The organism is Azoarcus sp. KH32C (genome assembly GCF_000349945.1).
Taxonomy (GTDB): domain Bacteria; phylum Pseudomonadota; class Gammaproteobacteria; order Burkholderiales; family Rhodocyclaceae; genus Aromatoleum.
Window position 1 is genome coordinate 3223897 of sequence record NC_020516.1, and the last position, 24716, is coordinate 3248612.

26 protein-coding genes and 1 tRNA gene are annotated in these 24716 nt (G+C 64.1%); 14 read left to right on the top strand and 13 right to left on the bottom strand.

What is annotated here, in order from left to right; all coding sequences use genetic code 11:
* The first annotated feature begins 23 nt into the window (after positions 1-23).
* Positions 24-99 (top strand) — tRNA-Asn (locus AZKH_RS14170).
* Between the two features lie 65 nt (positions 100-164).
* Here the strand turns inward: AZKH_RS14170 and AZKH_RS14175 are convergent.
* Positions 165-494 (bottom strand): hypothetical protein, encoded by a 330-nt coding sequence (locus AZKH_RS14175; RefSeq protein WP_041656203.1) that lies wholly within the window; start codon positions 492-494, stop codon positions 165-167.
* A gap of 408 nt (positions 495-902) precedes the next feature.
* On the opposite strand from AZKH_RS14175, the gene AZKH_RS14180 reads away from it, so the two are divergent.
* Genes AZKH_RS14180 through AZKH_RS14205 form a run of 6 tightly spaced genes read left to right on the top strand, consistent with a single transcriptional unit; the run spans position 903 to position 5187 of the window.
* Positions 903-1121 carry a 4Fe-4S binding protein gene (locus AZKH_RS14180; protein WP_015436471.1) on the top strand — a complete coding sequence of 73 codons (219 nt, stop codon included), beginning with the start codon at positions 903-905 and terminating at the stop codon, positions 1119-1121.
* A gap of 16 nt (positions 1122-1137) precedes the next feature.
* Entirely contained in the window at positions 1138-1983 is an 846-nt protein-coding gene (locus AZKH_RS14185; RefSeq protein ID WP_015436472.1) for an electron transfer flavoprotein subunit beta/FixA family protein, read from the top strand.
* A gap of 10 nt (positions 1984-1993) precedes the next feature.
* Positions 1994-3076 carry an electron transfer flavoprotein subunit alpha/FixB family protein gene (locus AZKH_RS14190; RefSeq protein ID WP_015436473.1) on the top strand — a complete coding sequence of 361 codons (1083 nt, stop codon included), beginning with the start codon at positions 1994-1996 and terminating at the stop codon, positions 3074-3076.
* Between the two features lie 23 nt (positions 3077-3099).
* Positions 3100-4404, top strand: coding sequence for an FAD-dependent oxidoreductase (locus AZKH_RS14195; protein WP_015436474.1), 1305 nt, complete (start codon positions 3100-3102; stop codon positions 4402-4404).
* 24 nt (positions 4405-4428) lie between these two features.
* Positions 4429-4722 carry a ferredoxin family protein gene (locus AZKH_RS14200; RefSeq protein ID WP_015436475.1) on the top strand — a complete coding sequence of 98 codons (294 nt, stop codon included), beginning with the start codon at positions 4429-4431 and terminating at the stop codon, positions 4720-4722.
* Between the two features lie 9 nt (positions 4723-4731).
* Positions 4732-5187, top strand: a complete 456-nt coding sequence (locus tag AZKH_RS14205) for a ferritin family protein (RefSeq protein ID WP_015436476.1) — start codon at positions 4732-4734, stop codon at positions 5185-5187.
* Positions 5188-5220: 33 nt separating this feature from the next.
* Here AZKH_RS14205 and AZKH_RS14210 read toward each other — a convergent pair whose 3' ends face one another.
* The gene (locus AZKH_RS14210) at positions 5221-7638 is read right to left on the bottom strand and encodes a Lon protease family protein (RefSeq protein WP_015436477.1); all 2418 of its coding nucleotides are present in this window, start codon (positions 7636-7638) and stop codon (positions 5221-5223) included.
* Between the two features lie 106 nt (positions 7639-7744).
* Positions 7745-8047, bottom strand: coding sequence for a hypothetical protein (locus tag AZKH_RS14215; RefSeq protein WP_231874411.1), 303 nt, complete (start codon positions 8045-8047; stop codon positions 7745-7747).
* A 239-nt stretch (positions 8048-8286) separates the two neighbouring features.
* On the opposite strand from AZKH_RS14215, the gene moaA reads away from it, so the two are divergent.
* From moaA to AZKH_RS14230, 3 genes are all read left to right on the top strand, one after another.
* Complete coding sequence (moaA, locus tag AZKH_RS14220) at positions 8287-9366, top strand: GTP 3',8-cyclase MoaA (RefSeq protein WP_015436479.1); 1080 nt, start codon at positions 8287-8289, stop codon at positions 9364-9366.
* A 294-nt stretch (positions 9367-9660) separates the two neighbouring features.
* The gene (locus AZKH_RS14225) at positions 9661-10674 is read left to right on the top strand and encodes a hypothetical protein (protein WP_231874412.1); all 1014 of its coding nucleotides are present in this window, start codon (positions 9661-9663) and stop codon (positions 10672-10674) included.
* Positions 10675-10786: 112 nt separating this feature from the next.
* On the top strand, positions 10787-11689 hold the full coding sequence (locus AZKH_RS14230; RefSeq protein WP_015436481.1) for a cytochrome c3 family protein: 903 nt from the start codon (positions 10787-10789) through the stop codon (positions 11687-11689).
* Positions 11690-11825: 136 nt separating this feature from the next.
* On the opposite strand, the gene AZKH_RS14235 is transcribed toward AZKH_RS14230, so the two are convergent.
* Positions 11826-14318 carry an ABC transporter permease gene (locus tag AZKH_RS14235; protein ID WP_015436482.1) on the bottom strand — a complete coding sequence of 831 codons (2493 nt, stop codon included), beginning with the start codon at positions 14316-14318 and terminating at the stop codon, positions 11826-11828.
* Between the two features lie 45 nt (positions 14319-14363).
* Positions 14364-15533: a M20 aminoacylase family protein gene (locus tag AZKH_RS14240; protein WP_041656204.1), complete on the bottom strand. Its 1170-nt coding sequence runs from the start codon at positions 15531-15533 to the stop codon at positions 14364-14366.
* A 149-nt stretch (positions 15534-15682) separates the two neighbouring features.
* Between AZKH_RS14240 and AZKH_RS14245 the strand changes: the two genes are divergently transcribed.
* On the top strand, positions 15683-16633 hold the full coding sequence (locus AZKH_RS14245) for a histone deacetylase (RefSeq protein WP_051071685.1): 951 nt from the start codon (positions 15683-15685) through the stop codon (positions 16631-16633).
* On the opposite strand, the gene AZKH_RS14250 is transcribed toward AZKH_RS14245, so the two are convergent.
* Genes AZKH_RS14250 through mltG form a run of 6 tightly spaced genes read right to left on the bottom strand, consistent with a single transcriptional unit; the run spans position 16596 to position 21049 of the window.
* Positions 16596-17261, bottom strand: a complete 666-nt coding sequence (locus tag AZKH_RS14250) for an ankyrin repeat domain-containing protein (RefSeq protein ID WP_015436485.1) — start codon at positions 17259-17261, stop codon at positions 16596-16598. The genes AZKH_RS14245 and AZKH_RS14250 overlap by 38 nt on opposite strands.
* Positions 17245-18018 carry a TatD family hydrolase gene (locus AZKH_RS14255; RefSeq protein WP_015436486.1) on the bottom strand — a complete coding sequence of 258 codons (774 nt, stop codon included), beginning with the start codon at positions 18016-18018 and terminating at the stop codon, positions 17245-17247. The genes AZKH_RS14250 and AZKH_RS14255 overlap by 17 nt, the downstream gene beginning before the upstream one ends.
* 7 nt (positions 18019-18025) lie before the next feature.
* On the bottom strand, positions 18026-18391 hold the full coding sequence (locus AZKH_RS14260; protein WP_015436487.1) for a PilZ domain-containing protein: 366 nt from the start codon (positions 18389-18391) through the stop codon (positions 18026-18028).
* Positions 18388-19449, bottom strand: a complete 1062-nt coding sequence (gene holB / locus AZKH_RS14265; RefSeq protein ID WP_015436488.1) for a DNA polymerase III subunit delta' — start codon at positions 19447-19449, stop codon at positions 18388-18390. The genes AZKH_RS14260 and holB overlap by 4 nt, the downstream gene beginning before the upstream one ends.
* The gene (gene tmk, locus AZKH_RS14270; protein ID WP_015436490.1) at positions 19446-20072 is read right to left on the bottom strand and encodes a dTMP kinase; all 627 of its coding nucleotides are present in this window, start codon (positions 20070-20072) and stop codon (positions 19446-19448) included. Before tmk ends, holB begins: the two co-directional genes overlap by 4 nt.
* On the bottom strand, positions 20069-21049 hold the full coding sequence (gene mltG, locus AZKH_RS14275) for an endolytic transglycosylase MltG (protein WP_231874413.1): 981 nt from the start codon (positions 21047-21049) through the stop codon (positions 20069-20071). Before mltG ends, tmk begins: the two co-directional genes overlap by 4 nt.
* Before the next feature lie 134 nt (positions 21050-21183).
* Between mltG and AZKH_RS14280 the strand changes: the two genes are divergently transcribed.
* From AZKH_RS14280 to AZKH_RS14290, 3 genes are read left to right on the top strand one after another with little or no spacing between them, the layout of a single operon-like run.
* Positions 21184-22221 carry a folate-binding protein YgfZ gene (locus AZKH_RS14280; RefSeq protein WP_015436492.1) on the top strand — a complete coding sequence of 346 codons (1038 nt, stop codon included), beginning with the start codon at positions 21184-21186 and terminating at the stop codon, positions 22219-22221.
* On the top strand, positions 22218-22526 hold the full coding sequence (locus AZKH_RS14285; RefSeq protein WP_015436493.1) for a DUF4936 family protein: 309 nt from the start codon (positions 22218-22220) through the stop codon (positions 22524-22526). The genes AZKH_RS14280 and AZKH_RS14285 overlap by 4 nt, the downstream gene beginning before the upstream one ends.
* Positions 22517-23278 carry an NRDE family protein gene (locus AZKH_RS14290; protein WP_015436494.1) on the top strand — a complete coding sequence of 254 codons (762 nt, stop codon included), beginning with the start codon at positions 22517-22519 and terminating at the stop codon, positions 23276-23278. The genes AZKH_RS14285 and AZKH_RS14290 overlap by 10 nt, the downstream gene beginning before the upstream one ends.
* On the opposite strand, the gene AZKH_RS28025 is transcribed toward AZKH_RS14290, so the two are convergent.
* Both AZKH_RS28025 and tadA read right to left on the bottom strand, forming a co-directional pair.
* Positions 23253-24212, bottom strand: a complete 960-nt coding sequence (locus AZKH_RS28025) for a GNAT family N-acetyltransferase (protein ID WP_015436495.1) — start codon at positions 24210-24212, stop codon at positions 23253-23255. The genes AZKH_RS14290 and AZKH_RS28025 overlap by 26 nt on opposite strands.
* Complete coding sequence (tadA, locus tag AZKH_RS14300; protein ID WP_015436496.1) at positions 24209-24673, bottom strand: tRNA adenosine(34) deaminase TadA; 465 nt, start codon at positions 24671-24673, stop codon at positions 24209-24211. The genes AZKH_RS28025 and tadA overlap by 4 nt, the downstream gene beginning before the upstream one ends.
* Positions 24674-24716: the final 43 nt, after the last annotated feature.

Below are 24716 nucleotides of genomic sequence, written 5' to 3' on the forward strand. Positions count from 1 at the left end.
TTCGCATGGGCAAATAATACCGATCCCCGATAGCTCAGTCGGTAGAGCAACGGACTGTTAATCCGTGTGTCCCTGGTTCGAGCCCAGGTCGGGGAGCCAGTAAAACAACACAAAGGCCACTCTTCGGAGTGGCCTTTGTGTTTTTCGGTCTGCGTCGGCACTTCCTATCCGCGCCAGATCACCCAGTATTTCTGCGGCCACCTCAAGGACCCCCACCACCGCTCGCCCTGATCGTGGAGTTCGATCCCGTCCGACGTCAGCGTGTAGTAGTGCGCCTGCAGCCCTTCGGTCCCGCACGGAACGATGTAACCGTTACGTTCCAGAAATCCGAAGTAATGCACGGCCAGCGGGACGCCTTCGAGATGCATCAGACACGACAGATCCCATAGTCGTATGAACGGATGCCCAGATCGCATTGCGCGCAACAAGCGCAGCACATGCCAACGATGCGGAACACGTTCCTGACGGCGAAAATCGACGGCGCTCGAAGTCATGAGGATCTCCCGGCTTAAGCGTTCGAGGCAGGCCCTTGAGAAACAAGATCGGCTCCCCGTCTGCACAGCCCGGACATCGGACCAGCTCTCGCCAGGGGGAAACGATTCGGTGCAGGAAAGCACCTGATTCGAGTCTAGGCGGGTGATTGCAAGTTTCAAGGACAACCCGGTGGGCGCTCCCACAAAACATACGCAGGGCACGTTCCGGTGTACGAATACCCACAAGCCGGCTCCCGCCACGTGTTGCAAACGCGACCAGTGAAATAAACGCGACAAAACAGCAACGTTCTGTTTTTATTTATATTTTCAAGACTTAACAATAGAAAATCCGCTTGGCACAGGTCCTGCAATATGGCCATTGGAAGCGCTGCCGGCCGGCAGCACGAATGGCAAATATGCGAGGACATCATGGCCTACAAAATTCTCACCTCTTCCTGCACCGCTTGCGGGGCCTGTGAGCCCGAATGCCCGAACGACGCCATCAAGGAAAAGAACGGCATGTTCGCGATCAAGGCCGATTTGTGTACCGAGTGCATCGGCCACTACGACGATCCGCAGTGCATCGCGCAGTGTCCTTCGGACGGCACGATCGTGGTCGACAAGAGCGTGCCGCGTTATCAAGCCTGAGAGACCGGGAGCTGCCATGCACAGCGTCGTCTGTATCAAGCAGGTGCCCGACTCGGCGCAGATCCGCGTACATCCGGTCACCAACACGATCATGCGCCAGGGCGTCCCGGCGATCATCAATCCCTACGACCTTTTTGCGCTCGAAGAGGCCCTGCGCCTGAAGGACAGGTTTGGCGGCACAGTGACGGTGATCACGATGGGACCGCCGATGGCCGAGGTGGCGCTGCGCAAGTGCCTGTCCTTCGGCGCGGACGACGCGATCCTCGTTTCGGACCGCGCCTTCGCAGGTGCCGATACCCTGGCGACGTCCTGCGCCCTCGCCTCCGCGATCAACAAGATCCGCGAAAACATGCCGGTCGATCTGATCTTCACGGGCAAGCAGACGATCGACGGCGACACCGCGCAAGTGGGACCCGGCATCGCCAAGCGGCTCGACTATCAGCTTCTGACCTATGTCTCGGCGATTCGCGAGATCGATCACGACAATCGCGAGATCGTCGTCGAGCGGCGCGCCGAAGGCGGGGTGCAGGTGCTGCGCACGAAGCTGCCGTGCCTGATCACCATGCTCGAAGGCACGAACGAGATGCGCTACGCGGACATGGACGACATGTTCCGCGCTGCGCGCTACCCGCTGAAGCTCTGGGATCGCGTCGCGGCCGGCATCGAGAACCCGGACGTAGTGGGTCTCAAGGGCAGCCCCACCGTGGTGGGCAAGGTGTTCGCACCGAAGCCGCGCAACAAGCGCGCCGAGATCGTCGAGACGATCGACAACGATCCGAAGAACCTCGCGGCGACGCTGCTCGCGAAGGTCTTCACCCAGCATCCCAAACTCGAGCGTGAAATCGCTCGTCTGGCCAAGTGAGGACGAGATCATGAACGAACCCGTCAAGAAGCCAGCGCGCAAGAAGGTCGAAGTCGATCCGCGCTTCGTCAATTACAAGCACGTGTGGGTCTTCATCGAGGCCGAGCGTGGCGTCGTGCATCCCGTGTCGTGGGAACTGCTCGGCGAAGGGCGAAAACTCGCCGACTCGCTGGGCGTCGAGCTCGCCGGGGTCGTGATGGGCCCGCCGGGCGAGCGGACGCGCGCGATCTGCGGCGAGGCTTTCCACTACGGCGCCGACCTGTGCTACCTCGTGCGGGACGAAGCCTTGCACGACTACCGGAACGAACCCTATACGAAGGCACTCACCGAGCTGGTCAACACCTACCAGCCGGAAATCCTGATGCTCGGCGCCTCGACGCTTGGTCGTGACCTCGCCGGCTCGGTCGCGACGACACTCGCCACCGGGCTCGTCGCCGACTGCACCGAACTCGTCATTGAGGCCGAATCGCGCAACCTGGCATCGACGCGCCCGACCTTCGGCGGCTCGCTCCTCTGCACGATCATGACGCAGCGCCATCGCCCGCAGATGGCGACGGTACGGCCGCGGGTGATGGCGATGCCGGAGCCGGACACCTCGCGCACGGGCCGCATCGTCGAGCACACAGTGACGTTCGTCGAATCGTCGATCATCACCAAGGTCCTCGAGTACATCCCGGACAACCTGCAGGACAAGCCGCAACTCGCCTTCGCCGACATCATCGTCGCCGGCGGGCGCGGCCTGAAGAAGCAGGAGAACTTCCAGCTCGTGTGGGATCTAGCGAAGGTGCTGGGCGCCGAAGTCGGCGCGTCGCGCCCCATCGTTCAGGCAGGCTGGGCGGAACTCGATCGCCAGGTCGGCCAGTCCGGCAAGACCGTGAGACCGAAGCTCTATATCGCAGCCGGCATCTCGGGCGCGATTCAGCACCGCGTGGGCATGGACGGCGCCGATGTGATCATCGCGATCAACAACGACGCGAACGCCCCGATCTTCGACTTCGCGCACTACGGCATCGTCGGCAACGCGATGCAGATCCTGCCCGCCCTCACCGACGCCTTCCGCGCCCAGATCGCACAGGCGCGCAAAGCCGGCTGACATTCAGATCCAGGAGAAGATTCATGGCCGAAAAGTTTGATGTCATCGTCGTCGGCGCCGGCATGGCCGGAAACGCCGCCGCCTACACGGCCGCCAAGGCGGGCCTCAAGGTGCTTCAGATCGAGCGCGGGGAATACCCCGGCTCGAAGAACGTGCAGGGCGCGATCCTGTATGCCGACGCGATCGAGAAGATCATCCCGGAGTTCCGCGAGTCGGCACCGCTCGAGCGCCATCTGATCGAACAACGTGTCTGGGTGCTCGACGACACGTCCCACGTCGGCAGCAACTACCGCTCGGAGGAGTTCAACCGCGAGCCGTACAACCGCTACACGATCATCCGCGCCCAGTTCGACAAGTGGTTCTCGGAGCAGGTCACCAAAGCCGGCGGTCTGGTCATCTGCGAGACGACGGTACAGGAGCTGCTGATGGACGGCAATCGCGTCGTTGGCGTGCGCACCGACCGCAAGAACGGCGACGTCTTCGCCGACTGCGTGATCCTTGCCGACGGAGTGAATTCCCTGCTCGCCAGGAAGGCTGGTTTCCACGAGGAACTCAAGCCGAAGGACATCGCACTGGCGGTCAAGGAGATCCACTTCCTGCCCCAGGAGACGATCGAGTCCCGCTTCAACATCGGCGAGGACGAAGGTGTCGTCATCGAGATGGCGGGCAAGATCACCGCGGGCATGATGGGGACCGCTTTCCTCTACACCAACCGCGAATCGATCACGCTCGGCGTCGGATGCATGCTGTCGGACTTCAAGAAGCAGAAGACGACGCCCTACCAGCTGCTCGAACAGATGAAGGCGCATCCCTCGATCAAGCCGCTGATTGCGGGTTCGGAAATGAAGGAATACGCGGCACACCTGATTCCCGAAGGCGGCTACGAAGCGATTCCGCCCGTCTATGGTGACGGCTGGATGATCGCCGGCGACGCGGGCATGTTCGTCAATGGCATCCACCGCGAAGGCTCCAACCTCGCGATGACCACCGGCCAGATCGCCGCCGAGACGCTGATCGACCTCAAGACCGCCGGCAAGGAATGTTCGGCCCGGAACCTCAAGGTCTATCGCCAGCGTCTCGACGCCAGCTTCGTCATGAAGGACCTGAAGAAGTACCGGAAGATGCCGGAGATCTTCCACAAGAGCCCGCAGTTCTTCACCACCTATCCGGAGCTGCTCAACCGCGCTGCGCACACGATGGTGAAGGTCGACGGTATCGACAAGAAGACCAAGGAACGCGAAATCCGCGGCAGCTTCCTCGCCGCCCGCTCGCTGACCGGTCTGTTCGGCGATGCCTTCAAGCTGTGGCGCGCCTTCCAGGCCCGCTGAACGACCGTCGCAAGGAGAAAGGAAATGACGCAAGTGAAGGTCGAAGAGAAGCTGTTCCAGAACCGCTATCGCGTCGACGCCGGGCGGCCGCACATCCACATCAAGCAACCGGACCTGTGCGCCAACCACTGCACCGAGCAGCAATGCACCACCTGCTGTCCGGCTGGCTGCTATATCGCCGAGGGCAATGGCAGGGTCGTGCTGATCACCGACGGCTGCCTCGAATGCGGCACCTGCCGCATCATCTGCGACGAGCATCGCAACGTCGCTTGGGAATGGCCGCGCGGCGGCTTCGGCATCCTGTTCAAATTCGGCTGACGAGGGATCATGGACGACATCCACCTTTTTCTCGCCCACGCCGTCCGGCTTGAAGCCGAAGCTGCCCGGCGCTTTGAAGAACTGGCGGACGCGATGGCCACTTTCGGCAACACGGAGGTCGAAACCTTCTTCCGCAAGATGGCGACCTATTCGCGCGAGCATCTTGCCGAAGCCCAGGCGCGCAGCGGCTTCCGTCCGCTGCCGCCGCTCGCTTCCGATGAATACAGCTGGCCGGACGGGACAAGTCCGGAGACGGCCGGCTGGGCAGGCGTGGACAGCCTGATGGGCGTGTCCGACGCGCTGCAGCTCGCACTCCAAAGCGAGCAGGCCGGACGGGATTTCTATGCCGGCATCGCCGCGACGACAAAGAATCCCCGCGTCAAATCGATGGCCGACGAATTCGCCGTGGAAGAAGCCGAGCATGTGGCCGCGCTGGAGCGCCTCATCGAGCGCTGCGCCGCCTGAATCGGCTCCGCCGCCGCTCCGTCCGTCGCCGGCTCAATCCTCCTCGCGCCGCCGATGGCGGGGCTTTCGGCCGCCGCTCTGGTCGGCGGCATGCTTCGCACTCGTCATGACCGCCAGCGCTTCGGCGACACGGTGATTCACGCTCTCGCGCGGCAGAATTCCCTTGGCGTCGGGAATGCCGGCCTCCATACCGGTAAGCAGCGTGATCGCCTCATCCACATTGGCCACGGGAAAGACGTGAAACCGGCCGGCCCGGGCGGCCTCCACGACCTCCTCCCGCAGCATCAGCTGTTTCACGCTCGCGGCCGGGATCAGGACCCCCTGCTCCCCTGTCAGGCCACGCGCGCGGCACAACTGGAAGAACCCTTCGATCTTCTCATTCACCCTACCGATCGCCTGCACCTCCCCGAACTGATTGACTGAACCGGTGACCGCGAAACATTGACGAATCGGAACTTGCGCGAGCGCCGAGAGCAAGCAGCAGAGTTCCGCGAGCGACGCCGAATCGCCCTCGACCGGCCCATACGACTGCTCGAACACGAGACTTGCCGCCAGCGAGAGCGGCTGATGGCGCGCATATCGGGCTGCGAGGAAGGCCGACAAAATGAGCACGCCTTTCGAGTGGATCGCACCGCCAAGTTCCGTTTCGCGCTCGATGTCGACCACGTCCCCCTCGCCGAGCCGCGCCGTCGCCGTGATCCGCACCGGATGCCCGAACTGCTCGCCCGCGATTTCCACGATCACGAGGCCATTGACCTGACCGCAACGGGTACCGTCGGTCGAAATCAGCGTTGTCCCGTCCAGCATCGACTCGAGGACGCGTTCCGAATAGCGCCCGAAACGCCGCGCACGCGCCGCAATTGCCCCATCGATCTGAGGAGCGCCCACGACGGGAACCCCGGACTGGCGTGCGTGGTAGTCCGCTTCCCGCAGCAAATCGGCCAGGTGACGCGTCTGCAAGCTGAGCCGGCCGGCGTCTTCCGCGAGGCGGGCGCCTTCCTCGACCATGCGTGCCAGCCCTTCGCGATTCACCGGCAGCAGGTTCGATGCACGAGCGAGCGTGGCGAGCAGGCGCACGTATTGGAGGGTCAGCGTGTCCGTGCGCAGCATGTCGTCGTCGAAGTCCGCGGCGACCTTGAACAAGTCAGGGAAATCCGGGTCGTTCTCGGTCAGGAGGTAGAACAGTTCGCGGTCGCCGATCAGGATAACCTTGACGTCGCACGGCACCGGCTCGGGCTCGAGCATCTGGACGTTGGTCCAGCCCTGGGCCTCGGCGGGCGGCTCGATGCGAACTTCCCGCGCACGCAGCGCACGTTTCAATCCCTCCCACGCGAAAGGCTGCGTCAGGAGCCGATCCGCATCTACAACGAGATACCCGCCGCACGCCCGGTGCAGCGCACCGGCGCGAATCAGGTTGAAGTGGGTGATCAGCACGCCCATCTGCGCGATGAACTCCACGCGACCGATGAGGTTTCCGAACACGGGATTGTCCTCGTACACGATCGGGGCGCCATGTGTCGAGGAGTGATCGACCAGCAGCTTCACCTGATAGCGATGGAACCGCTGCCCGCCGTCCTCACCCGCTTCGTCCTCGTCCTCCAAGCTTTCCTGCTCGGCCGCATTCTCCAGCACGTCCTGGGCAACGGCATCGAGAAAGCGCAACACCTCGGGCAGTTCTGCGTATGTTTCACGCATCGGACGTATCAGATGCGTGACGGCCGGCGCCAGCGCGTCGCGGGCCGCCCGCTTGACCGATTCCCGCAAGGCGGTGCGCCAACCGGGGAAGTCATCGAGGAGATCGGCGAGCTTTTCGCTCCATGCGCTCACCTTGCCTTCGATCGCTGCGCGTTCGGCCGGCGGCAAGGCTTCGAACGCGTCCGGCGACATCGCCTCGCCGTTGGCGGTCGGAGCAAAGACAAAACCTTCGGGGGTCTGCAGCAGCGAGACGCCATCTGCCGAACATGCCTCGCCGAGCTCTCGCAAGGCCTTCTCTTCCCGGGACTTGTGCGCCTGCAGCAGGGAGTCGACGCGATCGCGATGCGTATCCGCCTCAAGCGCGGCTTCGATCGCCGGACCGAGGTCCGCGATGAAGGTCTGCATCTGCGCATGCAACGCTGCTCCGCGCCCAGCGGGAAGCTTGAGCAAGCGAGGGCGGTGGGGATTGTCAAAGTCGTTGAGATAGCACAGGTCCGGGGGAACCTCGCGACGCTCGGCGAATTCGCGCAGCAAGCGCAAGGCCACCGCGTGCCGCCCAGTCCCTGCCTCGCCTAGGACGAACAGATGGTAGCCGGGCTGCCCGATCGCCAGACCGAATCGCAATGCCTGTTCGGCCCGCGCCTGCCCCAGGCCGCCCGGCAGGTCCACCAAATCGTCGGTCGTCTCGAAATCGGGCCAGTCAGGCATGCAGCGTCGGCACAGATTCTCAGCCGACAGCGGACCGGGGCGAGCCATGCAGTCGTTCTCCTGATGCCGGAAAACAAACGGGAGACTCCATCTACTGCACCGGAACCGCCATCGTCCAGATACCGAAGCGGTTCAGGTCGGGAAATCGTGTCCCCTATCGGATTCCCCGGCGCGAGACATCGCCCCACCGGGAATCTTCCTGCAATGCAATCACGTGCTCGAACTGCGGAAATTTGCGGTCATGCTCCATCATCAGGCGCATCAGCGTCAGAGCATGCTCCTTCGGAAACCCTTGGCGGGTCCCGCCTCGCGTATCAGTCATCAGCTGGAAAAGCAGCTTCCGGCACTCCGCCGACCCCCACATCGCCTCGATCTTCCGGAGATGCGGAAACTTTGCGAAGAGTTCAGCGACAGGGATTTCAATTGCGCTTGAAGACATAGGGAATGCGGCATCCAATTGAGGTCAATTCACGCAAGATCTACTACTTTAGTTTTGTATCCCACAAAACGGTTCCTCGCCAGCTGAGACAAATACGTAAGCGGTCTCGCAAATCCAGCGTGGCACCAAGCGTAGATTCACATCTCACCCTTGCAGTGGAACGCAACGCTGCCGATAATCGTCCAAACAGCTGTCAGCCCAGACGACTCTCTGCAACTCCTTCCCCTTGCATTGTGGCGCCCGCATCCAAAAATGCAATGAAATTCATTCCAATCCACCTCGCCAACGCCCAGCCCATCGCGTCCGAAGGCATCATCATACCGAATCCGGGTATGCCACTGCATGACCGGCGAGGACGCGCCGTCCATGATCTGCGGATTTCCGTCACCGATCGCTGCAATTTCCGCTGCGTCTATTGCATGCCCCGGTCCGTCTTCGGCGCCGACTACCCCTTCCTGCCGCGCAAGGAACTCCTCTCCTTCGAAGAAATCACTCGCGTTGCCCGCGCTTTCGCTGCCCGGGGAGTACAGAAGATCCGCATCACGGGCGGCGAACCGCTGTTGCGCAAGCATGTCGAGAATCTGGTCGCGATGCTCACCGAGATCGAGGGCCTGGAGCTCACGCTCACGACGAATGGAGTCCTCCTTCCACGCATGGCCCGCACACTGCGTGACGCCGGACTGCACCGAGTTACGGTGAGCCTCGACGCGATCGACGACGCAACCTTCCGCGCGATGAACGACGCCGACTACCCCGTCGCCGCAGTTCTGCAGGGGATCGAGGCGGCAGAGCGAGCCGGACTCGCCCCGATCAAGGTCAACATGGTGGTCAAGCGCGGGGTGAACGATCACGGGATCGTGGACATGGCGCGCCATTTCCGGGGTTCCGGCCACATTCTGCGCTTCATCGAGTTCATGGACGTCGGCAGCTCGAACGGCTGGGAAATGAGCGCGGTCCTACCGTCGCGCGAAGTCATCGCGCGCATCAACGAAGTCTTTCCGGTCGAACCCATAGAACCCAACTACACGGGCGAAGTGGCGGAGCGGTGGCGCTATGTCGACGGACAAGGGGAAATCGGCGTGATCTCCTCCGTCACGCAGGCCTTCTGCTCGACCTGCACGCGAATCCGGCTTTCGACCGAAGGCAAGCTCTACACCTGCCTCTTTGCCCAGCAGGGACACGACCTGCGGGAACTGCTGCGCGCCGGCGCCAGCGACGAAGAACTCGACCGCGCGATCGCAAACGTCTGGTCCGCTCGGGAAGACCATTACTCCGAGATCCGAACAGCGAACACTGCTGGGCTGCGGAAGATCGAGATGTCGTACATCGGGGGCTGAAAGCCCCCATCCCCTCCGCCGAACTCGATTCCACTGTCGTTCTCCTTGCCCGGATCCGAAGACCGGGCAAGGGACTTGCTTGTCGGGATGCGCGCATCGGCGCCCGATTCCGAGATGACGTCCATCGCGCCACAAGAACTATCCGCCGACGCGATGCCAGGGGCCGCAGCGCCCCTCCCCCGGACAAAACGACTGTTCCGAAAGATGCCTCAACCAAACCAAGCCCGAACTGCTCAGACACTCGCCGCGACCCGCCTCCTGACAGGCACCCTTGCACTCGCTCTTGGACTAGCCATGACTGGTTGCGCCTATCAGGGGGGCACAACGAATAGCGAGAAAGAACCAAAGATTCAACTCGTCTGGCCGGCCGCCCCCGCGGATCCCAGGTTTCGCTACGAGACTCAACTCCGCAATCAGTATGACATTCGTCCCCTGACCGAAGACGAACGCTTGAAACAGATGCTCACGGGCCCTTCGAGCAAACCTGGAGAGCCCGCGTACCGCAAGCCATCCGCCCTTGCCGCTCGGAACGGCAGGATCTACGTCGCCGACCCCCCCACAAACTCGATCGTCGTATTCGACGTACCCCGTGGGCGAGTATTTCAGATCGGGGTTCGCGAACCCAACAACGTCACGAGCCCCACCTCCCTCGCCATCGACGGAGAGAACAACGTCTACGTGCTCGACGCGAAGAGACATCAGGTCATGGTATATGACTCCCTTGGCCTCTTCATGTATGCAGTCGGCAACCCGAAGGAGCTCTCCAAGCCATCGGGAGTCGCCGTTAGCGACGACGGCCAGAAGATATTCATAGTCGACCGTGGCACGGTGGACGGCAATGATCACAAAGTCATCGCTTATTCCCCGGACAACCGCGAGCTATTCCGCATTGGCCCGCGTGGGTCAGCCCCCGGCCGCGTAAGCATTCCCTTGGCAGCAACCGTTACTCGCGGGTCACTGCTTGTTCTCGACTCCGGGAATTTTCGCGTCCAGACCTTCGATCTCGAGGGCAATTTCAAGGGAATGTTCGGAAGCGTAGGCAATGGCATCGGCCAATTTTCCCGCCCGCGAAGCATTAGCGCGGATCAGGACGGAAACATCTACGTCTCGGACGCTTCATTCAACAACGTCCAGATCTTCAGCCCGGCAGGGGAATTGCTTATGTGGCTAGGCGAACCGAGCCTGCGCAATGTGCCGGGCCAATTCGGATTGATTGCAGGGATAGCAGTCGATGAAACGGGACGACTCTACGTTGCAGACCAATACCACCTGAAGGTCGAGGTCTACCGGCCAGAAAAGCCGCAGTGAACTGCGCGGGGCCTTGAGATCATAGGTGGATTGAAAATTGCTTAAAATGCCAATGAAGTAAAAAAATACTTCGGGAACGAGAACCGCCACATCAAATTTCAGGGTGTCACCCATGACAAAAAAGAAAATTCTCTCGGCATGCCTTGCATTGGCGACCGTCCTGCCAGCAATGGACGCATTGTCGGACGGCGACGTTCCGACGAAGTTCTCGAACATGGGAACGATCAGCAACACTCGGCACAACCTGACGCAAAGAGACACGACGGATGGCAATCAACCGGCCGCCGAATTCATGGACTTCGTCCGGAACGATTACATGCAGGTATGCGTGTACTGCCACACTCCGCACGGCGCCAACACGACACTCGCCGCTCCGCTGTGGAACCGCACTAACAAGACCCCTACGGGCGGCTACACGCTCTATAACCAGCAAAGTCTCAGCGGCACGGTCACGCAACCCGGGCCGAACTCCCTTACCTGTCTTTCGTGCCACGACGGTCAAACGGCGATCGACTCCATCGTAAACATGCCAGGCAGTGGCGGATGGAATGCGGCCCAAATGACGACTCAGGACAACACGTTCCTGAACACATGGCCGAAGCCGGCCCGGGCAATCGCGAAAGCTACTTCGCACAACGCCCTCAGCCCAGCGGGCTGCCTCTCCTGTCATAGTCCCGGCCTGGAAAACGGCGCAACAGACTTTAGCGTCTTCGCAATTGGAACCGACTTGTCCAATGATCACCCGGTGGGTGTGAAATTCCCGACCGGGACCGACTGGAATCCGAATACCACCACCAAGGGCAGCGTCAAGTTCTTCGACACGAACGGCAACTCCCGTCCGGACAAGAACGAGCTGCGGTTCTACGATTCGGGCGACGGCTATGAGGTTGAATGCGCCTCCTGCCATGATCCGCACGGGGTACCATCGGCTGGAGTGGGAACCAAGTTCCTTCCGACCTTCCTGCGCGTCACCCCGGAAGGCAGCACAATTTGCCTGACTTGCCACGTCAAGTAATCGGCTGATACGTCAACACGAAGGGCCCGTCAATGACGGGCCCTTCTCATTTTTAGCAAAACTGCATGCACTGATGTCCCTAATTTGAGAATTAAATCCGACCTCAAATCACGATAAGGACTCCGTAGATACCCTCCTACGGATTACGCAGTACCGCCAACGGTGTCCGCCGGAGCAGTTTTCTCATCCCAGCCCAGCCCCCCAGGACCACGGCAGCCGTTCCCACAGTGACGACGAGCATCGACCCGAGTGGGTCCGGCGTATAGGCGATCTTGAACACTTGCCGTCCCAGGCCCCAGCCGATGGTCGACGCTCCGCCGACGGCCATCAGTGTCGCCACCATCCCCAACATACTGAATTCTGCAAGGATCGCCTGACGCATCTGCCGGTTACGGGCGCCAAGCGTACGCAGCATCGCGAGTTCGAACTCCCGCTCGTCGTGGGTCGATTCCAGTGCCGCAAACAGCACGACGAAGCCGGCCACGAGGGCGAAAATGAAGACGAACTGGACGACCAAGACCAGCTGGTCGGTCAAGGCTCGCAACTGTCCGATCACGGCGTCGACATCGATCACCGAGAAGTTCGGGAAGCGGCGGACCAGGTCCTGGGTCAGCCCCTTGTCGTTCTCCGGTTGGCGGAAACTCGTGATCAGGCTGGCGGGGTCGTTTTCGAGCATCCCCGCGCCGGCGATGAAGAAGAAATTGACCCGCATCGAGTCCCACTCGAGCCTGCGCACGCTTGTAATCGGCGCCTCGACCGCGCGGCCGGCCACGGTGAAACGCACGCGGTCGCCCACCTTGAGCAGGAAAGTCTCGGCGAGACCTTGCTCGACCGAGAACTGGGGAGCCGTATCATTGCCGTGCCAAGTGCCGGCGACGATGGAGTTTCCTTCCGGCGGCGAGGTGCCATAGCTCAGGTTGAATTCGCGCTCGGCCAGACGCCGGGTCCGATCTTCCGCGTAATCCTCCGGCCGCACCTCCCGGCCGTTTATGGCGGTCAGGCGTCCCCGAATCATCGGCAGGATCGCTGGAGCAGTCATTCGATGCTCGGCGAAGAACTGCGCGAGCGACTCGCGCTGGTCGGGCTGGATGTTGATGACGAAGCGGTTGGGAGCGTCGGGCGGCGACATCCGCCGCCAGGAGTCGAGCAAGTCTCCACGCACGAGCGTCAGGAGCACGAGGGCGGTCATGCCGACGCCGATTGCACTGACCTGGACGATTGTCGAACCCTTGCGGCGGACCAATGCCGCCAAGCCGTAGCGCCAGCCGCTGCCTCGCATGCTTCCCGCTCCCCTCAGGCGGCCGAGCAGCAGGAGCAGGCCCCACGCAATCGCGGAGAAAAGGCCGAGCGCCAGCGCGAAGCCACCGGAAACCAGGGCCCCCAACCGGAACTCCCCTGCCATCCAGAAGATGACCGCAACCAGGGAGGCCCCGCCGACGAGCCAGGCCGCAGCGCTACGAGCCTCCAGCGGCACGATTTCGCGACGCAGGACGCGCAGCGTCGGGACGTGTCGAAGACGCAGAACTTGCGGGAAGACAAAACCGGTCAGCAATACCAGAGCGATCGAAAGTCCGTAGAGGAGCGGGCGAAACGACGGGGCGGGCAACTCGCCGACGATCGACTTCAACGCCAGGCTGACAAGTCCCTGGTGGACAGCCCAACCGATTAGCGTTCCCAGGACGGCTGCGGCAAGACCGAACAACACGAATTCGCCCAGAACGATGGCCATGACCTGGCGCTGTCGCGCGCCGAGACAGCGCATGACGGCACATGCGTCGAGGTGCCGGCGCATGAATCGACGGGCGGAGAGGCCCACCGCGACGGCCGCGAGGATCACGGCGAGGAGCGCAGCGAGACGGAGAAAGCGCTGGGCCTGATCGAGCGCAGTGCGCACTTCCGGGCGGGCGTTGTCGATGGTCTCGATCGCCTCACCCCGGCCAAGGTGCCCCTTTGCCCAGGCCTCGAATCCCGCGATGGCATCGGGACTCCCGGCGAGGTGCAGGCGCCACGTGGCCCGGCTGCCTTCGACCAGCAGGCCGCTGGCTGGAAGGTCGGCCGCATTGAACATCGCACGGGGCAGCAGGCTGAAGAAGTTCGCGCCCCGGTCGGACTCGAAGGTGACCATCCCGCCGACTCGAAACTCGAGCTCCCCGAGCCCGACCCGATCGCCGACCGAGACGCCCAGTCCCGAGAGGAGACGCTCGTCGAGCCACACTTCGCCACGCTCGGGAACACGTCCGGCGACGATATCGGGCTGGTTCGGTCCGCTGGCGATGCGGACGCTTCCGCGCAAGGGGTAGCCGCTCTCGACGACCTTCACGGCGGCGAGCTGGGCACCTGAATCGCTGCTTACCATGCTCGTGAAGAGAATGCTGCCGACCATTCCCAGATCACGCCGCCGCGCTTCCGTCGTGATCTCGCCGCTCCATGGATGATCCGCCCGCAGCAACAGGTCGCCGCCCAATAGCTGGTTCGCTTCGCGATCGAGGGCGCGGGAGACGCGATCGCCGAGAAAGCCGACGCTGGTCAGCGCGGCGACCGCAACGACGATCGCCAGCCCGAGCAGATGGAGTTCCCCGGCGCGCAGGTCGCGCACCATCATCCGCAAGGCAAGCCGCAGTGTATTCATGAGCGGATCGACGCCTTGCGAAGAAGAAGGTTCAGTCTGCGGGCGTCAGGCGCGTCTCAGGATTCGGCGCGCGAGCTCGACCCAGTATGCAACGCCGACCGGAATTACCTCGTCGTTGAAATCGTAATGCGGATTGTGCAGCGTGCAGCCGCCCTCGCCCGGACCGTTGCCGAGCCAGACATAGCAGCCGGGCTTGTGACGCAGATAGAAGGCGAAATCCTCGGCGCCCATGCTCGGGCGTGCGTTGGTCACGACGCCCGCTCCGCCCGCCAATGCACCGGCGACTTCCGCACACACGGCCGCTTCGTCGGCCGTGTTGATCGTCGGAGGGTAACCGCGGCGATATGTGAGGACGATCTCGACACCGTGCGCAGCGGCCACGCCCTCGCACAGGCGCTGCAGCGAGGCCTCGACGCGCTCCTGAACGGCCTCGCTGAAGGCACGCACCGTGCCGCAGAGTTGGGCGCGATCGGGGATCACGTTGTAGGCCTCCCCGGCGTGGAACTGGGTCACCGAGACGACCGCCGAATCGGTCGGATCGAGCGTGCGACTGACGATAGATTGGATCGCCTGCACGAGCGCGGCGCCCGCGACGATGGAATCCGTCCCGAGGTGCGGCATCGCGGCGTGTGCGCCATGGCCCCGGATCTCGATGTCGAAGCGGTCCGCACTCGCCATCACTGCGCCGGGATGCACGGCAAACTGCCCTGAGGGCAATCCGGGCCAGTTGTGCAGGCCGAAGATCGACTCCATCGGGAAACGATCGAACAGACCGTCGTTGACCATCGCGTCGGCACCGCCCTCGCCTTCCTCGGCCGGCTGGAAAACGAAATGCACGGTGCCGTCGAAATCCGGGTGAGCGGCGAGCACTTCAGCCGCTCCGAGCAGCATCGTCGTGTGCCCGTCGTGCCCGCAGGCATGCATGCATCCCTGGCGGCGCGACTTGTGTGCGAATTCGTTGCGTTCATGGATCGGCAAGGCGTCCATGTCGGCGCGTAGCCCGATCGCGCGCAGGCCGCGTCCGGATCGCAGCGTTCCGACGACGCCGGTACCGCCGACGCCGCGATGCACTTCGAGGCCGAGTCCTTCGAGATGGGCAGCGACGAGTTCGGCCGTGCGATGCTCGGCGAACGCGAGTTCAGGATGGGCGTGGATGTCGCGGCGGATTTCGATGAGTCGGGGGTGACACCGGCGGATCGTGTCATGGATGCTCATGTCTTTCACCTGTTCCAGCGATTCTTCGTGCGTGGGACGTTTCAGTTTAAACGGCCCTGCAACGCCCGTCGAATCCGCTTCGATCGTTCTTGCCGCGGCACGGGGAATTCGTGGACCATTCCGCCATTGCATGGACCGGACACCTTGAAGTGAAACTCTTCTACGCCGACCACTTCGTGCTGCCGCTGCCGCCGGGGCATCGGTTTCCGATGGAGAAATATTCGCGCCTGCGCGCACGCCTGGCCGCTTCGGGGCATTTCGGCGAATCGGATTTCATCGTTCCGACCGCCGCGAGCGACACCGAAATCCTACGGGCCCACGATGCGGGATACCTGTCACGCGCCGCGAGCGGAAGGCTCGAACCGGCCGAGCAGCGGCGCATCGGGTTTCCCTGGACGCCGCAGATGATCGAACGCTCGCGACGGTCCGCCGGTGCGACGCTCGCGGCCTGCCGGCGTGCCCTCACCGAGGGATGCTCGGCGAATCTCGCCGGCGGCACGCATCACGCGCACCGGGACTTCGGTTCGGGCTTCTGCGTGTTCAACGACGCGGCGATCGCCGCGCTGGCGATGCAGGCGGAGGGGCTTGCGCGCAAGGTGGCGGTCGTCGACTGCGACGTCCATCAGGGGGACGGAACGGCGACGATCCTCGCGGGGCGCCGGGATCTGTTCACCTTGAGCCTCCATGGCGCCAAGAATTTCCCCTTCCGCAAGGCGGTGTCGGATCTCGACGTCGAACTGCCGGACGGCACCGGCGACAGCGCCTATCTCGCGGCCTTGAACGATGCTTTGTCCGACCTGTTTTCGCGCTTCGAGCCGGATCTCGTGATCTATCTGGCCGGTGCGGACCCCTTCGAAGGGGATCGACTGGGTCGTCTCGCCTTGACCTTCGACGGCCTCGCGGCGCGCGACCAACTCGTACTCGGGCGGTGCTTCGGTCGCGGCATACCGGTCGCCGTGGCGATGGCTGGAGGTTACGCGGCCGATATCGACGACACGGTATCGGTGCATTTCACGACGGTCGTGACCGCCGCGCGTTTGTCGCGCGATTTTGTGCCGTCGCTTATTGCGCAGCGCGGCGCTTGCGCTCGGCCCGGATGAGATCGGCGATGTCGGTGTTGGCGTTCGCCATGGCCCAGCTTTCGGCGGTGAATCCTGCGTCGTTTTCCTGATCGAGGTTCACGTCCGTCTTCAGCAGACGCCGCACGACGTCGATGTGACCGTTCCGGGCAGCGAGCATCAGTGCGTTCGACTTGTTCGGCGCGAGCAGATTGACGTCCGCGCCGCGTGCCAGCAGGCGCTCGACGAGTTCCAGGCGGCCTTCGAAGGCGGCGTATATCAGCGCGTTCCACCCGTCGTTATTGACCGGGGCGCCGGCGTCGAGCAGGAGGTCGACGACGGGGGTCTCACCCTTCAGCACCGCAAGCATCAGCGCCGAATCGCCGGCTCCATTGCGCAACGAGACTTTGGGCCGATATTTCAGCAGGGCCGCAACGGTCTTCGTCTGGCCCTCGCGGGCGGCAAGCATCAGCAGGGAATTCCCCTGAGGGTCGACGGTGTCGGGGTCCAGGCCGCGGTTGAGGAGATCAACGAGTTGCGACGTGTCGCCCAATCGGGCGGAGCTGAGGCCGTCCTCGTAGCTGCCGGCATGGGCCGCAGCGGCGCCGAGCGTCGCCGCGAACACGGTGGAAACCAGGAAGCGGCGCAGCAGATCAGTGTGCTTGGGCATGGCGGAAAAGGCGGAAGAAGTTTTCGGTGGTAACGGCCTCGATACGGTCGAGCGACTCGTTGCGCAGACGGGCGATTTCCTCGGCGACGTGGACGACCCAGGCGGGCTCGTTGGTCTTGCCCCGATGCGGCACAGGTGCGAGGTAGGGTGAGTCCGTCTCGATCAGCAGGCGGTCAAGCGGCACGAAGCGGGCGACCTCCTTGAGGTCACGCGCGCTCTTGAACGTGACGATTCCGGAGAAGGAGATGTAGAAGCCGAGGTCGAGGGCCGCCTCCGCGACTTCACGCGACTCGGTGAAGCAATGCATTACACCACCCGCCTCGCCGGCACCTTCCTCGCGCATCACGCGCAGCGTGTCCTCGGCGGCCGAGCGCGTGTGGACGATCAGGGGTTTGCCGCAGGCGCGAGCCGCCCGGATATGGGTGCGAAAGCGCTCGCGCTGCCATTCCGGCGCGTCCTTCTGCCAGTAGTAGTCGAGCCCTGTCTCGCCGATCGCGACGATCTTCGGGTGTTCGGCAAGCGCCAGCAGGCGCTCGACGTCAGGCTCCTCGACGCCGTCGTTGTCGGGATGCACACCGACGGAAGCCGAGAGATTCGGGTGCCGCTCGGCGAGCGCAAGCACGCGCGGGAAGTCTTCCAGCTTCACGGCCACGCACAAGGCGTGGCCGACGCGCTTGGCCGCCATCGCGGCGAGAACGGCGTCCTCGCGCGCGGCGAGATCCGGAAAGTCCAGATGGCAGTGCGAATCTACGAACATCGGTCAATCAGAGGGTATGCGTGGGACGATTGGAGCCGAGGTGACCGGCAAGGATCTGTTCGATGCGATGCCGCAGCGCCTTGCCGGATTCATCAGAGCTGAAGTGCACGCCGATGCCTTGCGTCCGCCCGCCCTGCGCACCGTGCGGCGTGACCCACACGACAGTCGCGGCGACGGGATGCTTGGTCGGGTCGTCCATCAACTGTAGCAGCATAAAGACTTCGTCGCCGAGCGTATGCACGCGTGGCGTCGGCACGAAGATGCCGCCGTTGGCGAGGAACGGCATGTAGGCCGCATAGAGCGCGGACTTCGAGTTGATGTTCAGCGACAGCACGCTCGGGCGTGCGACGCTCGGCTTGGGGGCTTCGCTCATCGGCGGGATCCGGTCAGGGCGCGTGCATAGCGCAGCAACATATCCTCGAGCATCAGCCTGGCGTTGAGCGGATGCTGCGATACCCGGCGAATCCGGGAGACTTCATTGTAACAGTTCGTCGCTGCGGCGATGCTGGTGCGCTGAGCAAGCGCGGCGAGCGTCCCTTCCTCGCCCGGGAAATAACGCACCCGGCCACCGAGCCGCAGGCTCGCGAGATCGGTCACCCAGCGCTGCAGCCACTCCACGAGCTGCACCATGCCGAATCCGGCAGCCAACGCTTCCTTCGACTTCAGCCAGCTCTCCCACTGGCCGGCCAGCTTGAGCGGGTCGGTCGCCGGGATCTGAGCGATTTCCTTGACGAAGCGCTTGTGCATCGCGCCCGCCCCGTTCTGTACCAGACGCTGGGCCGCAAGCGGCATGCCGCCGACCAGCGCCAGCAGTTCGCCGTCGATGGCTTCCTGTTTGGCCAGCCATTCCTTCAGCTCGTGCTCGCCCGGGCGGGAAAAGCTCCATTGCTGGCAGCGGCTACGAATCGTCGGCAGCAGCCGACGGGGCGCCGACGAAACGAGCAGGAAGACGCAGCCGGCGGGCGGCTCCTCGAGCAGTTTCAGCAAGGCGTTGGCGGTATAGGCGTTCATCGCCTCGGCGGGATCGACGATGATCACGCGGCGGCTACCCTGGTGCCCGGTGACGGAGAGCGTCTCCTGCAGGTCGCGGATCTGCTCGATGACGATCTGCGTGGACTTTTTCTTTTCGCTGGCGCTGCCCGCGGTCTCACTCCCCTCCCCGCCCTCGCCATCGGCGCCCGCCGCGTCGGCCTCGGGCACGACGGGCAGCAGGTCGGGATGGTTGCCCGAAAGGCGCAACTGGCACTGCGCACAGTGGCCGCACGCATGGCCATCGACACCGGGCGAGGCGCACAGCAGACGGGCGGCGAGCGCGTCGGCGAGCGCGCGCTTGCCGAGCCCCGGGGGGCCGACGAAGAGCAGCGCGTGCGGCAGCCGATCGCCGAGGCCGACCAGGCGCGACCAGCTTTCGGTCAGCCACGGGAGCATCATCGGAACCAGCGCTCCGTGACGATGCGACAGACCTCGGCGCGGATCTCGTCGGGCGCCCGATCGGCGGCGACGACGACGATCCGTTCGGGGGCTTGCCGCGCGCGTTCCAGGTAGGCGGCCCGCACGCGTTCGAAGAAGTCGCGTTGCTCGCGTTCGAAGCGATCGGGATCGACACCGGTGCCCGCGACGCGTCCCGCGGCGATTTCCGGGGCGAGATCGAAGATCAGTGTCAGGTCGGGCTGGAGGTCGGGGTGGACCCATTTTTCCAACGCCGAAAACTTTTCCGGATCCAGCCCTCGGCCGCCGACCTGGTACGCGTAGGTTGCATCGCTGAAACGATCCGATACGACCCATTCGCCGGCGGCCAGCGCCGGCTCGATGCGGGCGGCAAGATGCTCGCGGCGCGCGGCGAACATCAGCAGGGCTTCGGTTTCGAGGTTCATCGGCTCGTGCAGCAGCAGTTGGCGCAAGCGCTCGCCGAGCGGCGTTCCGCCGGGTTCACGCGTCTGCACGACCTTCAGGCCTTGCGCTTCGAGCAGCGCGACGACGGCGGCGATCTGACTGCTCTTGCCGGCTCCGTCGATGCCTTCGAAGGTGATGAATCGTCCGCGTTTCTGGTTCAACTTCCTGGCCCCCGCTGATAACGGCTGACGGCCTTGTTGTGTTCGTCGAGGTTCCTGGAGAACTCGCTGCTGCCGTCGCCGCGCGAGACGAAGTACAGGAAATCGGTCTGTGTCGGACGCACGGCCGCGTTGAGGGCTTCGCGCCCGGGCATCGCGATCGGCGTCGGCGGAAGGCCGGTCCTGGTGTAGGTGTTATAGGGATGGTCGGTTTCGAGGTGCCACTTGCGCAGGCGTCCATCCAGCGCTTCGCCGTAGCCGTAGGCCACGGTCGGATCGGTCTGCAGTTTCATGCCGGCACGCAGACGATTGATAAAGACCGAGGCGACGAGACCGCGATCCTCCGGCCGCCCCGTTTCCTTCTCGACGATCGATGCAAGGATCAGGGCTTCGTACGGCGAGGCGAGCGGCAGCTGCGGTTCGCGCGACTCCCAGGCCTCGGCGAGTTGCCGTTGCATGCGCACGTAGGCGCGCTTGAGGACGGCGATCGTGCTCGATTGCTTGTCGAACAGGTAGGTGTCGGGGAAGAACAGGCCTTCGAGATGGAATTCGCTGGCACCAATGGCCTGCAGGATGTCGGCTTCCGACAACCCGACGGTGTCGTGCAGCAGATCCGGGTTCGATTCGAGCGCCAGTCGCACCTGGCGGAAGGTCCAGCCCTCCTGCAAGCGCGCTTCGCCCTGCGACACGTCGCCGCTGGATATCTTGAGGATCAGCAGCCACGGCGTGACGCCCTGGTGCACTTCGTAGCTGCCGGCGAGAATCTTGTCGCCCTTGCCGGTGGCGCGGGCCAGCCAATAGAGCATGCGGGGACTGACATCGATGCCCGCGGCAGCGATGGTGGTGGCAGCCTGGCGCATCGTGAAGCCGCGTTGCACGGTGAAATCAATGACGGGTTGGGCCAGCTTGAGCGGCCGCTGGGCATACCACCATGCAATCGAGGTGACCGCAGCGACCGCCAGCACGACAGCGAGCGTCAAACGGAGAATCAGGGATCGGGTCAGCAAAGTGAAAATCAGGCGCTAAGGCGCGCCAATGCGCGCCGGAGGAATGTTGGGGCGTCCGGGGGGCCCTATAATACTTCATCCCCTTTCCACCCTCCCGACAAAGAGACATGAACACTCCCTGGAACGACTTCCTCGTGCAAACGGGCGCGACCATCGTCGATACGGGCGTCCGCTTCGAGGCTCCCGAAGCCGAAGTCCGCGCCGCTGCCGACGGCACCGTGGTGGTCCCCCTCGCGCATCTGGGCCTGATCCGCGCCACCGGCGAGGATTCGGTGACGCTGCTGCACAACCTGCTGTCGAACGACGTGAAGAAGCTCGGGGCCGAAGACGCCCAGTGGTCGAGCTTCAATTCGCCGAAAGGCCGGATGATCGCGAGCCTGCTGCTGTGGAAGGACAGCGATGGGCGGATGATCGCGACCTCGGCCGACATTCAGCCGATGCTGCTGAAGAAGCTGTCGATGTACATCCTGCGCAGCAAGGCGAAACTGACCGATGCGGGCGCGGACACCGTGCTCATCGGGCTGAGCGGCCCGGACGCGGCGTCGATTGCCACCGGGGCCGGCTATGCGGTGCCGCTTGCGCCGATGAAGCAGAGCGCCTCCGGCGACGTCCGCTGCATCCGGCTGAACGAAAACAGCCTGATCCTCGCGGTTCCGGCGGCCGCGGCGCCTGCAGTGTTCGGCGAGCTCGTCGCCGGCGGCGCGCGCAAGGCGGGGACGGCGGCCTGGCAGGCGGCTATGGTCCGCGCCGGAGTCCCGATGATCACGGCCTCCGTTCAGGAAGAATTCGTCGCACAGATGCTGAACTTCGATCTCATCGGCGGTGTGAGCTTCAACAAGGGATGCTATCCGGGCCAGGAAATCGTCGCCCGCATGCAGTACCTCGGGAAGCTGAAGAAGCGCATGTACCGGGTGCACGTCGCGACCGACACGGCACCGCAACCGGGCGCCGACGTGTTCGCCCCCGACTTCGGCGATCAGTCCGCGGGCAAGCTGGTGAACGTCGTGCCGGCAGCCGACGGCGGCTATGAGGCGTTGGCGGTGCTGCAATCGAGCAGCGCGGCGGCCGGCGAAGCACACCTCGGTACGCTCACGGGGCCGCGCCTGACCTTCCTTGACCTTCCCTACGCGCTGCCCGAGCAATGAGCACCGAATTGTCCGTTCCGGTCAGCTACTACATCTACTACCGCGTCCGCGAGAGTGCCGAGCGCGAGGATGCTCACGCGACGGTACGCGCGATGCAGGCGGCGCTGGCGCAGCGCACCGGCGTCCGGGGGCGCCTGCTGGAGCGCTACGGCGAAGACGTGACGTGGATGGAAATCTACGAAGACGTGCGCGATCCCGTGGCGTTCGAGGTTGCGCTGCAAGAGCAGACGGCAGCCCAGAACCTCGAGGCGCTGATCGAGCCGGGGTCTGCGCGGCACATGGAACGCTTCACCGAATGTGCCTGATCGTCGTCGGATGGCATGCCCATCCGGACTATCCGCTGGTGGTCGCCGCGAATCGCGACGAATACCTCGCACGCCCGGCGGTGCCCGCGCATTGGTGGACGGACGCGCCCCATCTACTGGCGGGGCGCGATCTCGAGGCCGGGGGTACGTGGATGGGGCTGACACGGGGCGGCCGATTCGCAGCGCTGACGAACTACCGCGATCCGACACAGCGCCGCCCGGGCGCCCCGTCACGCGGCAATCTCGTCAGGGACTGCCTGACCTCCTCCACCGGAACGACGGCATCGTTGCAGGCGGTTGCCGCGGTGAGTTCGCAATATCCGGGCTTCAACCTGCTCGTCAGCGACGGCCAGGATCTGGGCATCCACGAGAGCATGAGCGGCGCGGTGCGCATGCTGGGACCGGGCATCTACGGGCTCTCGAACCACCTGCTGGACACGCCCTGGCCGAAAGTCCGCCTCGCCCGCGAACGCTTCGGCGCGGCCCTCGCTCAGCTACCCGACGAAGCGGCCTTCCTGGCGCTGCTGCGGGACGACTCGCCGGCCGAGGACCATCACTTGCCCGAAACGGGGGTGAGCCAGGAATGGGAGCGTTGGCTGTCACCGGCCTTCATACGCGCCCCCGGCTACGGAACGCGTTGCTCGACGCTGATTGCAGCGCGCCGCGACGGCAGCGTGCAGATGCACGAATGGACGTGGTCGGACGAGGGCGAACTCGCGGGCGAAGTCACGCACCGCTTCCGCACGCGCTGATCGCCGCGGCGGGAAGCTTCCTACGCATCGTCTGATGCCGGATGCCGGCTTCGACAAAAACCTCGCCTTCGGGCGCGAAGCCGTGGCGAAGGTAGAAATCGACCGCTGAAATCTGCGCATTCAGGACGACGTCGGAACGTCCCTGGCGTTGTGCCTCGGCGACCAGCGCTTCGAGGATGCGCCCGCCGATGCCCCGGTTTCGCCAGTCGGCGGTAACGGCCATGCGGCCGATATGGCCGTTGGGCAGCAGGCGCCCGGTGCCGATCACGCGGCCGTCGGAGTCGGTCGCGACGGCGTGGCGATACTTCGGATCGTTCGGATCGCGCTCGAGCTCGGCGGGCACGCCTTGTTCGCCGACGAATACTTCTTCCCGCAGCGGCATGACGAGCGCGCCGGCTTCCGTCCAATCGAGGATGCGGATCGTCGGCATGTGCGCCGCGTAGCGCCCTTCTTCGATGTCGACCCGTGTACCGGCAGGCACCAGCGCGAAAAGCTCGAGCACGTCGCGGCTACGCATGCGGATGCAGCCGTGCGACAGCGGCACGCCCATCGGCTGGTCGTCGCCCGTGCCGTGGATATAGATGTAGCGGCGCATCGAGTCGACCTTGCCGAGCCGGTTGCGTCCCAACTCGCAGCCGCTCAGCCACAGGATGCGGGTGAGGATCCAGTCGCGTCCCGGAGACTGGCCAGCCAGCTCCGCCGACCAGATCTCCCCGGTCGGACGACGTCCGCGAAAGACGGTGCCCGGCGGTGCGGCGTCGCCGATCTTCGCCCGGATGCGATGACGGCCGCGCGGCGTGCAGCCGCTGTCCTGGATCTCGCCCGGACCGTTGAGGGCCGTCGACACCGCGTAGCGACGGATGCATGCGCCATCCGCAGCAATGAGGCGCAGCGCCTGTTCCTCAATGCTGACATGGATCCGCATGGCGTTCATGCGATCAGCGTGCGTCCGCGCCGGGCCGCGAAGAAGCTCGACAGGAGTTGGCCGCACTCGTCGGCCAGGATGCCGCCCGCGATATCGGCGTGGTGATTCAGCCGCGATTCGGCGAAGAGATCGATGACGCTGCCGGCAACGCCGGTTTTCGGGTCGCGGGCACCGAACACGACACGTGCGATGCGCGCATGCATGATCGCACCGCTGCACATCGCGCACGGTTCGAGCGTAACGTAGAGTTCGCAGCCCGGCAGGCGGTAATTGCCGAGGCGAGTCGCGGCGTCGCGCAAGGCCATCACCTCGGCGTGCGCAGTCGGGTCGTGCCGGCCGATTGGCTGGTTGAAGCCACGCCCGACGATCTCGCCGTCGAGCACCACCACGGCGCCGACCGGCACTTCGTCGCAACTTCCCGCCATTCGCGCCTGCTCGAGGGCGGCATGCATGAAATCTTCGTCAGTCATTTCGATCGCTCTCCAAGACTGCAAGTTTACCGGACGGCGACGC